The 14,391-nt window shown below is 64.1% G+C and carries 15 protein-coding genes and 2 tRNA genes; 9 read left to right on the top strand and 8 right to left on the bottom strand.

What is annotated here, in order from left to right; translation table 11 throughout:
• Window positions 1-50: 50 nt before the first annotated feature.
• The 9 genes from OUY36_RS17080 to OUY36_RS17040 all read left to right on the top strand — a co-directional run bounded on the left by OUY36_RS17080 (window position 51) and on the right by OUY36_RS17040 (window position 9,129).
• Complete coding sequence (locus tag OUY36_RS17080) at window positions 51-1,733, top strand: AMP-binding protein (RefSeq protein WP_267935216.1); 1,683 nt, start codon at window positions 51-53, stop codon at window positions 1,731-1,733.
• Between the two features lie 57 nt (window positions 1,734-1,790).
• The gene (locus tag OUY36_RS17075; protein WP_267935215.1) at window positions 1,791-2,396 is read left to right on the top strand and encodes a peroxidase-related enzyme; all 606 of its coding nucleotides are present in this window, start codon (window positions 1,791-1,793) and stop codon (window positions 2,394-2,396) included.
• A gap of 102 nt (window positions 2,397-2,498) precedes the next feature.
• A complete protein-coding gene (locus OUY36_RS17070; protein WP_267935214.1) occupies window positions 2,499-3,764 on the top strand; it encodes an OprD family porin in 1,266 nt (421 codons plus the stop codon).
• 311 nt (window positions 3,765-4,075) lie between these two features.
• Window positions 4,076-4,852 carry an ABC transporter ATP-binding protein gene (locus tag OUY36_RS17065; protein ID WP_102839720.1) on the top strand — a complete coding sequence of 259 codons (777 nt, stop codon included), beginning with the start codon at window positions 4,076-4,078 and terminating at the stop codon, window positions 4,850-4,852.
• A complete protein-coding gene (locus tag OUY36_RS17060; protein ID WP_196762409.1) occupies window positions 4,849-5,565 on the top strand; it encodes an ABC transporter ATP-binding protein in 717 nt (238 codons plus the stop codon). The genes OUY36_RS17065 and OUY36_RS17060 overlap by 4 nt, the downstream gene beginning before the upstream one ends.
• Window positions 5,566-5,641: 76 nt before the next feature.
• Window positions 5,642-6,859 (top strand): ABC transporter substrate-binding protein, encoded by a 1,218-nt coding sequence (locus OUY36_RS17055; protein WP_063540106.1) that lies wholly within the window; start codon window positions 5,642-5,644, stop codon window positions 6,857-6,859.
• Between the two features lie 69 nt (window positions 6,860-6,928).
• Window positions 6,929-7,816: a branched-chain amino acid ABC transporter permease gene (locus OUY36_RS17050; RefSeq protein WP_063540105.1), complete on the top strand. Its 888-nt coding sequence runs from the start codon at window positions 6,929-6,931 to the stop codon at window positions 7,814-7,816.
• 2 nt (window positions 7,817-7,818) lie between these two features.
• Entirely contained in the window at window positions 7,819-8,826 is a 1,008-nt protein-coding gene (locus OUY36_RS17045; protein ID WP_063540104.1) for a branched-chain amino acid ABC transporter permease, read from the top strand.
• A 105-nt stretch (window positions 8,827-8,931) separates the two neighbouring features.
• Complete coding sequence (locus OUY36_RS17040) at window positions 8,932-9,129, top strand: hypothetical protein (RefSeq protein WP_267935213.1); 198 nt, start codon at window positions 8,932-8,934, stop codon at window positions 9,127-9,129.
• Window positions 9,130-9,193: 64 nt separating this feature from the next.
• Here the strand turns inward: OUY36_RS17040 and ychF are convergent, their stop codons facing one another.
• The 8 genes from ychF to lolB form a co-directional block, all read right to left on the bottom strand.
• On the bottom strand, window positions 9,194-10,294 hold the full coding sequence (gene ychF, locus OUY36_RS17035; protein ID WP_267935212.1) for a redox-regulated ATPase YchF: 1,101 nt from the start codon (window positions 10,292-10,294) through the stop codon (window positions 9,194-9,196).
• 24 nt (window positions 10,295-10,318) lie between these two features.
• On the bottom strand, window positions 10,319-10,903 hold the full coding sequence (gene pth / locus OUY36_RS17030) for an aminoacyl-tRNA hydrolase (protein ID WP_003299803.1): 585 nt from the start codon (window positions 10,901-10,903) through the stop codon (window positions 10,319-10,321).
• A gap of 33 nt (window positions 10,904-10,936) precedes the next feature.
• The gene (locus OUY36_RS17025; protein WP_013983773.1) at window positions 10,937-11,554 is read right to left on the bottom strand and encodes a 50S ribosomal protein L25/general stress protein Ctc; all 618 of its coding nucleotides are present in this window, start codon (window positions 11,552-11,554) and stop codon (window positions 10,937-10,939) included.
• A gap of 119 nt (window positions 11,555-11,673) precedes the next feature.
• The gene (locus tag OUY36_RS17020; RefSeq protein WP_003294564.1) at window positions 11,674-12,615 is read right to left on the bottom strand and encodes a ribose-phosphate pyrophosphokinase; all 942 of its coding nucleotides are present in this window, start codon (window positions 12,613-12,615) and stop codon (window positions 11,674-11,676) included.
• Between the two features lie 78 nt (window positions 12,616-12,693).
• Window positions 12,694-12,768, bottom strand: a tRNA-Gln gene (locus OUY36_RS17015).
• 47 nt (window positions 12,769-12,815) lie between these two features.
• A tRNA-Gln gene (locus tag OUY36_RS17010) sits at window positions 12,816-12,890 on the bottom strand.
• A gap of 19 nt (window positions 12,891-12,909) precedes the next feature.
• Window positions 12,910-13,770, bottom strand: coding sequence for a 4-(cytidine 5'-diphospho)-2-C-methyl-D-erythritol kinase (gene ispE, locus OUY36_RS17005; RefSeq protein ID WP_267935211.1), 861 nt, complete (start codon window positions 13,768-13,770; stop codon window positions 12,910-12,912).
• On the bottom strand, window positions 13,771-14,391 hold the full coding sequence (gene lolB, locus OUY36_RS17000) for a lipoprotein insertase outer membrane protein LolB (RefSeq protein ID WP_200599323.1): 621 nt from the start codon (window positions 14,389-14,391) through the stop codon (window positions 13,771-13,773).

Genomic DNA, 14,391 nt, shown 5'->3' with positions numbered 1-14,391 from the left:
GCCCTTGCGAAGCACGCCTCATAACAAACATAAGACTGAGGAACATCGTCATGAGTCTTCCGAGCTATACCTGCGGTCCGCAGAGCAAACCCCTGTTGCCCATGACCATCGGCGCGGCGTTCGATCGTACCGTGGAGCGCTTTCCCCAGCGCGAGGCCCTGGTGGTGCGCCATCAGCAACTGCGTTACACCTGGACGGAACTGGCAGAGGCGGTGGACCGTTGCGCGCGTGGCCTGCTGGCCCTCGGACTGCAGGCTGGCGAACGAGTGGGAATCTGGTCACCGAACAATGCCCAGTGGTGCATCACCCAGTTCGCCACGGCGAAGATCGGGGTGGTGCTAGTCAACATCAATCCCGCCTACCGCCTCAGCGAACTCGAATACGCCTTGAAGCAGTCCGGCTGCCGCTGGCTGATCTGCGCCGATGCCTTCAAGACGTCCGATTACCACGCCATGCTCCACGAGCTGCTGCCGGAGCTGGAAAGCGCCGCCGTTGGCGCCCTGCAGAGCCATATGCTGCCCGAGCTGCGCGGGGTGATCAGCCTGTGCGACAAGCCGGTGGACGGCATGCTGCAGTGGCAGGCGCTGATGGAGATGGCCGAGCAGGTCGGCCCCGAGCAGTTGCGCCAGTGCGGCGAGCGCCTGCAGTTCGACGACCCCATCAACATCCAGTACACCTCCGGCACCACGGGCTTCCCCAAGGGCGCCACGCTCAGCCACTACAACATCCTCAACAACGGCTACATGGTCGGTGAGAGCCTCAGGCTGACCGAGAACGACCGCCTGGTGATCCCGGTGCCGCTGTACCACTGCTTCGGCATGGTCATGGGCAACCTCGGCTGCGTCACCCACGGCACCACGATGATCTACCCGAGCGCCGCCTTCGAGCCGCTGGCCGCGTTGCAGGCGGCGGCCGAGGAAAAGGCCACCGGCATGTACGGCGTGCCGACCATGTTCATCGCCATGCTCGACCATCCGGAGCGCCAGTCGCTGGACCTGAGCAGCCTGCGCACCGGCATCATGGCCGGTTCCACCTGCCCGATCGAAGTGATGAAGCGCGTCATCGACGACATGCACCTGGCCGAAATGCAGATCGCCTACGGCATGACCGAAACCAGCCCGGTCTCGACCCAGACCAGCGCCGACGACGACCTGGAACGCCGCGTGACCAGCGTCGGTCGCACTCAGCCGCACCTGGAAAGCAAGATCGTCGACGAGCACGGCGCGGTAGTGCCGCGCGGGCAGATCGGCGAGCTGTGCACGCGCGGCTACAGCGTGATGCTCGGCTATTGGAACAACCCGGACGCTACCCGCGAGGCCATCGACGGCGCGCGCTGGATGCACACCGGTGACCTCGCGGTGATGGATGGCGAGGGCTACATCAAGATCGTCGGCCGCAACAAGGACATGATCATCCGCGGCGGCGAGAACGTGTACCCGCGCGAGATCGAGGAATTCCTCTTCACCCATCCGGCGGTGGCCGACGTGCAGGTGATCGGCGTGCCGGACAGCAAGTTCGGCGAGGAGATCGTCGCCTGGGTCAAGCTGCACCCGGGCCATCAGGTCGAGGCCGAGGTGCTGCGCGAGTTCTGCAAGGGCCGCATCGCCCACTTCAAGACGCCGCGGCACATCAAGTTCGTCGACGACTTCCCGATGACCATCAGCGGCAAGGTGCAGAAGTTCCGCATGCGCGAGATCAGCGTGGTCGAGCTGGGCATCAGCGAACAGCACTGACCGGCACCGGCCGGGTTCGCCCGGCCGGCCATTCGCTCATCCGAAAAGGAGCTTTCCATGGCGCTGCCTATTGCTCGGTCGATCAGCCGTTTCCCGCTGCCCGACAGCCTCGACACACTGCCCGCCGACCTGCGCGAGCGGATTCTCGCCGTGCAGGAAAAGGCCGGTTTCATTCCTAACGTGTTTCTCATGCTGGCCCATCGGCCGGCGGAGTTTCGCGCCTTCTTCGCCTATCACGATGCGCTGATGGACCGCGAAGCGGACAGCCTGACCCAGGCCGAGAAGGAAATGATCGTGGTCGCGGTCAGCGCCGACCACGGCTGCCTGTATTGCGTGGTCGCCCATGGCGCGATCCTGCGCATCCTCGCCAAGGACGCGCAGCTGGCCGATCAGATCGCCGTCAACTACCGCACCGCGCCGATCTCCGAGCGCCAGCGCACCATGCTCGACTTCGCCCTGCACCTGGCCGCCGGGCGTGGCGTGCTGGACGACGCCTGGCAGGCACGCCTGGAGGAGCAGGGCTTCAGCCGCGATGACATCTGGGACATCGGTGCCATCGCCGGACTGTTCGGCCTCTCCAACCGCCTGGTGTCCATGGCGCGCACCCCGCCCAACGACGAGTTCTACCTGCTGGGCCGCGTGCCCAGGAGCCCCGCGCGCTGAGCGCGACACCGCATTACCGCATGAGGTGGTAATCCGAGCCCGGGCAGTTCGCAGTCGGGCTCAACAGCTGCATCAACGATCACAACAACAAGAGAGAAAGCTATGCAACTGAAACCAGCAAGCCGGACCTTCCTGCTATCCAGCCTGGCTGCAGCCATCCTGGGCATGTCCAATACGGCTTCGGCCGCCTTCATCGAAGACAGCAAGGCCAGCATCGACCTGCGCAACTTCTACATGAACCGCGACTTCCGGCAGTCTGGCGCTGCTCAGTCCAAGGCCGAGGAGTGGGCCCAGGGCTTCATGCTGAAAATGGAGTCCGGCTACACCGAAGGCCCGGTCGGCTTCGGCCTGGATGCCATCGGCCTGCTCGGCGTCAAGCTCGACTCCGGCTCCGGTCGCGGTGGTACCGGCCTGCTGCCACGCTCGGCCTCCGGCGAACCGGCGGATGACTACGGCACGGCGGGCCTGACCGCCAAGGCCAAGCTGTCCGCCACCACGCTGCACGTGGGCACGCTGCAACCGGTGATCCCGGTGCTGATGCGTAACGACAGCCGCCTGTTGCCGAACATCTATCGCGGCGCCTGGCTGCAGAGCAAGGAGGTCGCAGGCCTGACGCTGGATCTCGGCATGCTCGATCGCACGAGCTACCGCGACTCGTCCAACTACGAAGAGATGACGGTGTTCAACGGCGGGCTGCGCAACATCACCCTTGGCAGCAATACGACCAGCGACGAGTTCCGCTTCGCCGGCGGGCGTTACGACTGGTCACCGCAGTTAGCCACCAGCTACTACTACGGTGGGCTGGACGGCATCTACGACCAGCACAACTTCAACGTCGTGCACGTGCTGCCGCTCGGCGATAAGCAGAGCTTCAAGACCGACCTGCGCTACGTGCGCTCCACCGATGACGGCGGCAGCAACGTCGACAACGACGCCTTCGGCGCGCTGTTCACCTACAAGCTTGGTGGTCACGCCTTCACCGGCGGCTATCAACACATGAGCGGCGATACCGGTTTCGCCTACGTCGCCGGGGGCGATAACGCGTTGATCAACCTGCTGCAGATCAACGATTTCGGTAACGAGGACGAACGTTCCTGGCAGGTCCGTTATGACTACGACTTCGCCGCCATGGGCATTCCCGGGCTGAGCCTGATGACCCGCTACGTCTCCGGCGACAACGTCGACCGCGGCGTCGGCGCCAGTGAAGGCAAGACCTGGGAGCGCAACACCGACATCGCCTACGTCATCCAGAGCGGTCCGCTGAAGAACCTCGGCTTCAAGCTGCGCAACGCCACCACGCGAAGCAACTTCCAGAGCGATCTGGACGAGAACCGCTTCATCGTCAGCTACAGCCTGCCGCTCTGGTAAGCATCCACGCTGCAGCAGCACCTCTCCTCGTTGGAATTTCCGGGCCGCATAGGCCCGGCTTTTTGCATCGTTCGGAGACTTTCCTTCAGCGGTTCCGTGCCACGGGCGTGCCTCTGCCTGGGCGCAGAACAATCAACCGGATGGCGCCTGGGTAGTGGCGATTCGCCCAGATTTTTCGCGCCTTCCAGATCAATCACTCGTTTGAAAAAGCCACTTGCCGTTTACGGAAATCGGTTGTTATCGTTTACGTAAAGGTCATGCAGTGACCTGCGCCATAACCAACAACAACAATCAAGGTTAGAGGGCACCCCATGGAAGCAGAGTTCGTGCTGGAAACGCGCGGCCTGACCAAGGAATTTCGCGGCTTCACCGCCGTGGATTCCGTCGATCTGAAGGTCCGTCAGGGTCACATCCATGCGCTTATCGGCCCCAACGGCGCCGGCAAGACCACCGTATTCAATCTGCTCACCAAATTCCTCACGCCCACCCGTGGCGAGATCCTCTATCGCGGCAAGAACATCACCTCGATGAAGGCCAACGAGATCGCCCGGCTCGGCCTGGTGCGCTCGTTCCAGATTTCCGCGGTGTTCGGCCACATGAGCGTGCTGGAGAACGTGCGTGTCGCGTTGCAGCAGAAGATGGGTAATTCCTTCCACTTCTGGAAATCCGAGCGCAGCCTGCGCGAGCTGGATGAGCAGGTGATGCAGCTGCTCGCCGAAGTCGACCTGCAATCCTTCGCCCAGACCCTGGCGATCGAGCTGCCCTACGGTCGCAAGCGCGCACTGGAGCTGGCCACCACCCTGGCGCTCGATCCCTTCGTGCTGTTGCTCGACGAACCGACCCAGGGCATGGGCAGCGAGGACGTCGACATGGTCGTCGAGCTGGTGCGCAAGGCCGCGGCCAAGCGTACGGTGCTGATGGTCGAGCACAACCTCAGCGTGGTCAGCCGCCTGTGCGATCGCATCACCGTGCTGGCGCGTGGCGCGGTACTCGCCGAGGGCGACTACGACAGCGTTTCGGCCAACCCGCAGGTGCGCGAAGCCTATCTCGGCAGCGAAGCCGCGACGCTCGAGGAGGCGCACGCATGACCCCGCCCATGGACCGCGATCAGCTGCGCGTCAGCGATCTTCACGCCTTCTACGGCGAGTCGCACATTCTGCATGGTGTCGATCTGGTGGTCGGCCGCGGTGAGCTGGTGACCCTGCTCGGGCGCAACGGCGCCGGGCGAACCACCACGCTGCGGGCGATCATGAACATGGTCGGGCGCCGCACCGGCTCCATCGTGGTCAACGGCAACGAAACCATCGGCATGCCGGCCCACCAGATTCCGCGGCTGGGCGTCGGCTACTGCCCGGAAGAACGCGGCATCTTCGCCAGCCTGAGCGTCGAGGAAAACCTCTTGCTGCCGCCCACGGTGCGCAGCGGCGGCATGAGCCTGGACGAGCTCTACGAAATGTTCCCCAACCTGTATGAGCGCCGCTTCAGCCAGGGTACGCGGCTGTCCGGCGGCGAGCAGCAGATGCTGGCCATGGCGCGCATTCTGCGCACCGGTGCCAACCTGCTGCTGCTCGACGAGATCACCGAAGGCCTGGCGCCGGTCATCGTGCAGAAGCTCGGCGAGGTACTGATCAAGCTCAAGCAGCGCGGCCTGACCATCGTCCTGGTGGAGCAGAACTTCCGCTTCGCCGCGCCATTGGCCGACCGCCATTACGTCATGGAACACGGCCGCATCATCGAGGAGATCGAGGCGGCGGAGCTGGATTCGAAGAAGGATTTCCTCAATTCCTGTCTCGGGGTGTGAACCTCAGGAAGCTGTAAACCGGCCGCAGTGGATGCCGGCCCGAACCACAACAAAAACAATCGAGAGTGGTGATTACATGAGCTTTTTCCGCAAGAGTGCGAGCGCCATCCTGGCTTCTTCCCTGATCGCTTCGGCCGCCCAGGCCGAGATCAGCAACGATGAAATCCGCATCGGCTATCTGGCCGACATGTCCGGTACCTACCGCGACCTCTCCGGCCCGGGCGGCCTGGAAGCGCTGAAGATGGCGGTGGAGGATTTCGGCGGCACGGTCGACGGCAAGAAGATCGTCGTCTTCCACGCCGATGACCTGAACAAGCCGGACGTCGGTGCCAACACCGTGCGTCAGTGGATCGACGAGCGCAACGTCGACATGGTGACCGGCATGGTCGCTAGCTCCGTGGTGCTGGCAGCGAGCAAGGTGGTGGAGCAGGGCGGCAAGCTGGCGCTGATCTCCGGCGCGGCAGCCTCCAGCATCACCAACGAGTTCTGCTCGCCGAACCACATCCACTGGACCTACGACACCTACGCGCTGGCCAACGGCACGGCAAAGGCGGTGCTCGCCGACGGCGGCAAGAGCTGGTACATCCTCACCGCCGACTACGCCTTCGGCCACGCCATGGAAGCCGACATCACCAAGGTGGTGGAAGGCGACGGTGGCAGCATCGTCGGCAAGGTCCGCCATCCGTTCCCGAGCAGCGATTTCTCCTCCTATATGCTGCAGGCGCAGGGTTCCGGCGCCGAGGTCATTGCCCTGGCCAACGCCGGTGCCGATACCGTCAACTCGCTGAAGACCGCCAGCGAGTTCGGCGTCACCCAGTCCGGGCAGAAGCTCGCCGGCATGGTGGTGTTCCTCAACGACATCCATGCCATGGGCCTGGACGTGACCCAGGGCCTGATGCTGACCACCGGCTGGTACTGGGACATGAACGAGGACACTCGCGCCTGGGCCAAGCGCTACTACGAGCGCACCAAGCGTATGCCGGGGATGGTGCACGCCGGCATCTACTCGGCGACCACCCACTACCTGAACGCAGTGAAGGCCGCCGGCACCGACGAGACCGTCGCGGTGCGTGCGCAGATGGCCAAGACCCCGGTCAACGACATGTTCGCCAAGGATGGGCGCATTCGCGAGGACGGCCGCATGGTGCACGACATGTACCTGGTGCAGGTCAAGACACCGGCCGAGTCCAAGGGCGAGTGGGACCTGTACAAGATCGTTCGCACCATCCCCGGCGACCAGGCCTACCGGCCGATCGCCGAAACCCAGTGCACCAAGCTGGTCGCCAAGGACTGACCGGCTGATCCGCGCCATCACCCGGCCGGCGGCGGCCGGGTGCCACGGACTTCCTTTGGGTGGTGAACCATGACTCTCGTATTCGGCGTTCCTCTGAGCGTGCTGCTCGGGCAGCTGCTGCTCGGCCTCATCAACGGGGCGTTCTACGCGCTGCTGAGCCTGGGCCTGGCGATCATCTTCGGTCTGCTGCGTATCATCAATTTCGCCCACGGCGCGCAGTACATGCTCGGCGCCTTCGTCGCCTTCCTTGGGCTGAACTACCTGGGTGTGAGCTACTGGGTCGCGTTGTTGCTGTCGCCGTTGCTGGTGGGCTGCCTGGGCATGGCCATCGAGCGTGGGCTGCTGCGGCGCATCGCCAATGAGGACCACCTCTACGGACTGCTGCTGACCTTCGGCCTGGCGCTGATCGTCGAGGGCAGCTTCGTCAAGCTGTTCGGCGTGTCCGGCTCGTCCTACCCGATGCCGGAACTGCTGCGCGGCGGCTTCAACCTCGGCTTCATGTTCCTGCCGACCTACCGCGCCTGGGTGATCGTCGCCGCGTTGGTGGTCTGCCTGGCGACCTGGTACGTCATCGAACGCACCCGCCTGGGCTCGTATCTGCGTGCGGGCACCGAGAACCCCAAGCTGATGCAGGGCTTCGGCATCAACGTACCGCTGCTGGTGACCCTGACCTATGGCTACGGTGTGGCCCTGGCCGCCTTCGCCGGTGTGCTGGCCGCGCCGATCTACGCGGTGACGCCGGGCATGGGCTCGAATCTTCTGATCGTGGTGTTTGCCGTGGTGGTGATCGGCGGCATGGGCTCGATCCTCGGCGCCATCGTCACCGGCATAGCCATGGGCCTGATCGAGGGGCTGACCAAGGTCTTCTATCCGGAAGCGGCCAACACCGTGGTGTTCCTGGTCATGGTGGCGGTGCTGCTGATTCGTCCTGCGGGACTCTTTGGTAAGGAGGCATGAGCATGACGAATCCGGCAAACGTGCAGGCCGCATCGCTGCGGCAGGCCAGTGTGGTACGCGAGCGCAGGCATGCGGCCGCGCGGCGGCAGAAGATCTTCTATGCGGTGCTGCTGGTGATCGCGCTGTTGGCGCCGCTGGCGGTGTACCCGGTATTCCTGATGAAGCTGCTGTGCTTCGCCCTGTTCGCCTGCGCCTTCAACCTGCTGCTGGGCTACGCGGGGCTGCTGTCCTTCGGCCATGCGGCGTTCTTCGCCACCGGTGGCTACATCACCGGCTACATGCTGAGCAGCTACAGCGGGCTCAGCACCGAGCTGGGCATCCTCGCCGGCACCCTGGCCTCGACGGTGCTCGGTGCGCTGTTCGGCATGCTGGCCATCCGGCGGCAGGGCATCTACTTCGCGATGATCACCCTGGCGCTGGCGCAGCTGGTGTTCTTCGTCTTCGTCCAGGCGCCCTTCACCGGCGGCGAGAACGGACTGCAGGGCGTGCCGCGCGGGCACCTGTTCGGCCTCGTCGACATGCAGAACAACATGGCCATGTACTACTTCGTGCTGGCGGTTTTCGTGCTCGGCTTCGCCATCATCCAGCGCACCATCCATTCGCCTTATGGCCAGGTGCTCAAAGCCATCCGCGAGAACGAGCCGCGCGCGGTGTCGCTGGGCTACAACGTCGATCGGCACAAGCTGCTGGCGTTCGTCATTTCCGCTGCGCTGGCGGGCCTGGCCGGCTCGACCAAGACCGTGGTGTTCCAGCTGGCCTCGCTGACCGATGCGCACTGGCACATGTCCGGCGAGGTGATCCTGATGACCCTGCTCGGCGGGGTCGGCACCATCCTTGGCCCGCTGGTGGGCGCCACGGTGGTGGTGACGCTGCAGAGCTACCTGTCCAACGGACCGCTGGGCGAATGGGTGCACGTGATTCTCGGCGTGATCTTCGTGCTCTGCGTGCTGCTGTTCCGCTCCGGCATCGTCGGCTGGCTGGAGCGGCTGGTGAAGCGCAACTTCAAGTAGCGAGAGACGCACGCGGGAGCGGCGCGCCGCCTGGCGATGCAGCTGCCGCGAACCCTGCGCGTGGATGCCTGCCTAATCTTCCAGGCCTCACCGGGAGACACGACCATGCTTGCCTGCGAACACCTGACCCATCCCCATCGCGCCTGGCCCTGGCGCGCCGACGAATCGCCGCTCAACGATCTGGACGATGCCGAAAGCGACACCGAGCTGGATGCCCCGGACGAGCTGCCGGAAGAAGTCCTCGAACAGCTGGAGAAAGTCGCGCCACCACCAGAGCCAGTTCCCGACCCGGGGCCGCTGTAACCGGCTCAGGCGGAAAAGAAAAGGCCCCGACGAGTCGGGGCCTTCAGGCGAGCGTCGAGCGTGCTCAGACGTTGAAGCGGAAGTGCATCACGTCGCCGTCCTTGACGATGTATTCCTTGCCTTCCAGGCGCCACTTGCCGGCTTCCTTGGCGCCGGCTTCGCCCTTGTACTGGATGAAGTCGTCGTAGGCGATGACTTCGGCGCGGATGAAGCCCTTCTCGAAGTCGGTATGGATCACGGCGGCGGCCTGCGGGGCCGTGGCGCCGACCTTGACGGTCCAGGCGCGAACTTCCTTCACCCCGGCGGTGAAGTAGGTCTGCAGATTGAGCAGTTCGTAGCCGGCGCGGATCACGCGGTTCAGACCCGGCTCGTCCATGCCCATGGTCTCGAGGAACATCTGCATCTCTTCCAGATCGTCCAGCTCGGCGATCTCGGCCTCGATCTTGTTGCAGACCGGCACGACGAGGGCGCCTTCTTCCTCGGCGATGGCGTTGACCACGTCCAGGTGCGGGTTGTTCTCGAAGCCATCCTCGGCGACGTTGGCGATGTACATCACCGGCTTGGTGGTCAGCAGGTGGAAGGTACGGGCCAGGCGCTTTTCCTCGTCGCTGAAGTTCTTCAGCAGGCTGCGCGCCGGCTTGCCTTCGGTGAGGTGCGGGATCAGCTTCTCCAGCAGCGCCTTCTGCGCCACCGCTTCCTTGTCGCCGCCCTTGGCGGTGCGGGCGACGCGCTGCAGCTGCTTCTCGCAGCTGTCGAGGTCGGCCATGATCAGCTCGAGGTCGATGATCTCGATGTCGCGCTTGGGATCGACGCTGTTGGCGACGTGAATGACGTTCTCGTCCTCGAAGCAGCGCACCACATGGGCGATGGCATCGGTCTCGCGGATATTGGCAAGGAACTTGTTGCCCAGGCCTTCACCCTTCGAGGCGCCGGCGACGAGGCCGGCGATATCGACGAACTCCATGGTGGTCGGGATCACCCGCTCCGGCTTGACGATGGCCGCCAGCGCGTCGAGACGCGGATCGGGCATCGGCACGATGCCGCTGTTCGGCTCGATGGTGCAGAAGGGGAAGTTCTCTGCCGCGATGCCGGACTTGGTCAGGGCGTTGAACAGGGTGGACTTGCCGACGTTGGGCAGACCGACGATGCCGCAGTTGAATCCCATGGTGATCTTGCCTCGGAGTTAGGTTCAGGCCTTCTGGCTGTGCAGGCGCTGCATCGCGCGGGTCCAGTCGCCGGCCAGGATTTCCGGCACGACATCCAGTGCGAAGTCGATGCTGGCGTCGAGCTTCTCGCGCTCGGCCTGCGGCGCCCGCCCCAGCACATAGCCACTGACCAGGCTGGCGTGGCCCGGATGGCCGATACCCAGGCGCAGGCGATGAAAGCCGTTCTGGTTGCCGAGCTTGGCGATGATGTCGCGCAGCCCGTTGTGCCCGCCATGACCGCCGCCCTGCTTGAGCTTGGCGACGCCGGGGGGCATGTCGAGTTCATCGTGGGCGACCAGGATGGACTCGGGAGGAATTCGGAAAAAGCCGGCCAGTGCCGCCACCGCCTGACCGCTGCGGTTCATGTAGGTGGTGGGGATGAGCAGGCGGATGTCTTCACCCTGATGGCTGAACTTGCCGACCAGGCCGAAGTACTTGCGATCGTTGCTGAGCGAGACGCCCTCGCGGGCCGCCAGACGCTCAACGAAAAGGGCCCCCGCGTTATGCCGGGTCTGGTCGTATTCAGGGCCTGGATTTCCCAGGCCGACGATCAGTTTTACGGCAGTCACGACGGGGGCCCCTTCTTCGGCTAGACGAGTGGATTACTCGGCAGCGCCTTCTTCTTTCGGAGCGTCTTCCTTGCTCACGCGCGGGGCGTGAACGTTGGCAACCGGCAGGTCGCTGCCGTGGGCCAGGGAAACCAGCTCAACGCCTTTCGGCAGCTTGATGTCGGTCATGTGCAGAACCTGGCCGACTTCGACGTTGGCCATGTCGACTTCGATGAATTCCGGCAGGTCTTGCGGCAGGCAGGAAACTTCGACTTCGTTCAGGTTGTGCAGGATCTCGCCGCCTTGCTGCTTCACGCCAACCGAGGTTTCCTGGTTGATGAAGTGCAGGGGAACGGTAGCGGTCAGCTTGTGGCCGGCAACGACGCGAACGAAGTCGGCGTGCAGAACGAAGCTCTTGGCCGGATGACGCTGCAGCGCCTTGATCAGAACGGATTCGTTCTGGCCGTCGACGTTCAGGCTCAGCACGTGGCTGAAGGAGGCTTCGTTTTCCAGCAGCTTGGCCAGATCTTTGGCCAGGATGCTGATGGACTGCGGGGCCTTGTCGCCACCATAGATGACGGCCGGAACCAGGGCAGCGTTACGACGCAGGCGGCGGCTCGCACCTTTCCCCAGGTCGGAACGCACTTGGGCATTCAGGGTGAAATCGGTCATTTCGTTTCTCCAGTAACAACATTACCCGTCGCGCTTGCGACCAGCGCTCGGGCTGTTGGGCAAAAAGCCCCGCGCGAGGCGGGGCACATTACGTTCAGTTCGATTTCCGCAGCTTACGCTTAGCGGAACATCGCGCTGATCGATTCGGCATTGCTGATGCGGCGTACCGCTTCAGCCACCACTGGCGCGATGTCCAGCTGGCGAATTCGGGTGCACGACTGAGCGGCGGCCGACAGCGGGATGGTGTTGGTCACCACCAGCTCGTCGAGCACGGAGCCTTCGATGTTCTCGATGGCGCGGCCGGACAGGATCGGGTGCGTGCAGTAGGCGTAGACCTTGGCAGCGCCATGGTCCTTCAGCGCCTTGGCGGCATGGCAGAGGGTGCCGGCGGTATCGACCATGTCATCGACGAGGATGCAGGTACGGCCTTCGATATCACCGATGATGTGCATCACTTCGGACTGGTTGGCTTTCGGCCGACGCTTGTCGATGATCGCCAGGTCGACGCCGAGGGATTTGGCCACGGCACGGGCGCGGACCACACCACCGATGTCGGGGGAGACGATCATCAGGTTCTCGAAGCGCTGGGCCTGGATGTCGTCGACCAGGACCGGCGAGCCGTAGATGTTGTCTACCGGCATGTCGAAGAAGCCCTGGATCTGGTCGGCGTGCAGGTCGACGGTCAGGACGCGGTTGACGCCGACGACGTCGAGCATGTCGGCCACGACCTTGGCGCTGATCGGCACACGGGCCGAGCGCGGGCGGCGGTCCTGGCGGGCATAGCCGAAGTAGGGGATCACGGCGGTGATGCGCGAAGCCGAGGAGCGGCGGAAGGCATCGGCCAGCACCACCAGCTCCATCAGGTTATCGTTGGTCGGTGCGCAGGTCGGCTGGATCAGGAAGACGTCCTTGCCGCGAACGTTCTCGTTGATCTCGACACTGATTTCACCGTCGGAGAATTTCCCGACATAGGCGTCACCGAGGGGGATATGCAGCTGACGTACGACACGCCGGGCCAGATCGGGGTTGGCGTTCCCCGTGAAGACCATCATCTTGGACACGCGCAGTACCTGCCTGAGGGTGGGTCCGATGAATAAAAAGCTGTTCAAAAGGCGAGCTCTTGAACAGCTTCAAGTGTATGGCAGGGGCGGCTGGATTCGAACCAACGCATGCCAGGATCAAAACCTGGTGCCTTACCGCTTGGCGACGCCCCTGTAGGGTCAACTTCTAGTGCGCTGATCGTACGAACCTTGGAAGGTTATGGCAGGGGCGGCTGGATTCGAACCAACGCATGCCAGGATCAAAACCTGGTGCCTTACCGCTTGGCGACGCCCCTGTATCGTACAACCCTTGTGCTAAGCACTCGCTTCCTGTGCCATCTGTTCCAGGCTTCGGTGCAACATCGAGACGTTACGACCGCGGGCCACGAAACTCGGCAAAGTGGCTGGAAGTTGGCGGCGGACTTTATCAGCCTCGCCCTCGTTTGGGAAGCTCCCAAACACACAAGCTCCAGTGCCGGTCATCCTTGCCTGAACGAATTTGTTCAACAAGCTCAAAGCGTTACGAACTTCCGGATAACGCTTCTCGACCACCGGCTGACAGTCGTTATGACCGCCCCCTGCAAGAAGGCTGCGAACTGTAATGGCCGGGGTATTACGTGTCAACTCCGGGTCGGCAAATATTTCCGCTGTACTAACAGAGACTTGCGGCGCTATGACGAGGAACCAGGGTTCGGCCAGATCGACCGGTTGCAGGCGCTCGCCGACCCCCTCGGCGAAGGCCGCGCGACCGCGAACGAACACCGGTACATCGGCCCCCAGACTCAGGCCAAGCTCGGCCAGGCGGTCCTCGCCAAGCCCGGTATTCCACAGATGGTCGAGGCCGAGCAGGCTGGTGGCGGCATCCGAGCTGCCGCCACCGATCCCGCCGCCCATGGGCAGGCGCTTGGTCAGCTGGATGTCTGCCCCCAAGGTGCAGCCGCTTTCTCGCTGCAGCATGCGCGCGGCGCGAACGATCAGGTTGCTGTCGTGATCGACGCCCGGCAATTCGGTCAACAGGCGGATCTGCCCATCCTCCCGCAGGCGGAAGCTTAGCTCGTCACCGTAATCGAGAAACTGGAACAGGGTCTGCAGCTCGTGATAGCCATCGGCACGACGCCCGGTGATGTGCAGCATAAGGTTGAGTTTGGCCGGTGCCGGCAGGGTCAGCATCTGCATTCAGCGGCCCAGCTGGCGCGGTTGCCAGTCCTTGACCACCAGGGTGATCTGCAGGTCGTGGCCTTCCAGGCGGATGCGCTCGGGCAGGGTGAAGCCGTTGTGCTCGGCGTAGGCCAGGTAGTTCACCTGCCAGCCGTCCTGCTCCAGGCGCGCCAGGCGGCTGTCGCTGTCCAGACTCAGGCGGCTGCGGCTGTCCGGTGCGGGTAGGCCGCGTACCCACCAGAGCAGGTGCGATACCGGCAGTTGCCAGCCGAGCTGGGCCTCTACCAGCGCTTCCGGGGAATCCGCCTCGAAGCGGCCCTGGCCGGCCACTTCCAGTGACACGGCATCCGGTCGGCCGGTCAGACGGGTGGCGCCGCGGCCAAGCGGGCCGGACAGGCGGATATCGAAGTAGTCCTGGCGTTGCAGCCAGAACAGCGTGCCGCTGCCGGATTCCTGCGGCGCGCGGATGCCGATCTTGCCGCTGATCTGCCAGCCGTCGAGGGTCTCGATCTGGCTGCGGTGCTCCTTCCAGGCCGCCGCGTTGCCGGGGCCTTCGACCGATTCGCGCGGGCCCACGCCGGCACAACCGGCGAGCAGCAGGGCCAGGCAGGGGGCGGCGAGTTTTTGCAGTAGGGACAT

Source organism: Stutzerimonas sp. R40042 (genome assembly GCF_026642215.1).
Taxonomy (GTDB): domain Bacteria; phylum Pseudomonadota; class Gammaproteobacteria; order Pseudomonadales; family Pseudomonadaceae; genus Stutzerimonas; species Stutzerimonas frequens.
The sequence above is the reverse complement of the archived record's forward strand: the minus strand, read 5'-3'. Positions and strand labels throughout refer to the sequence as shown.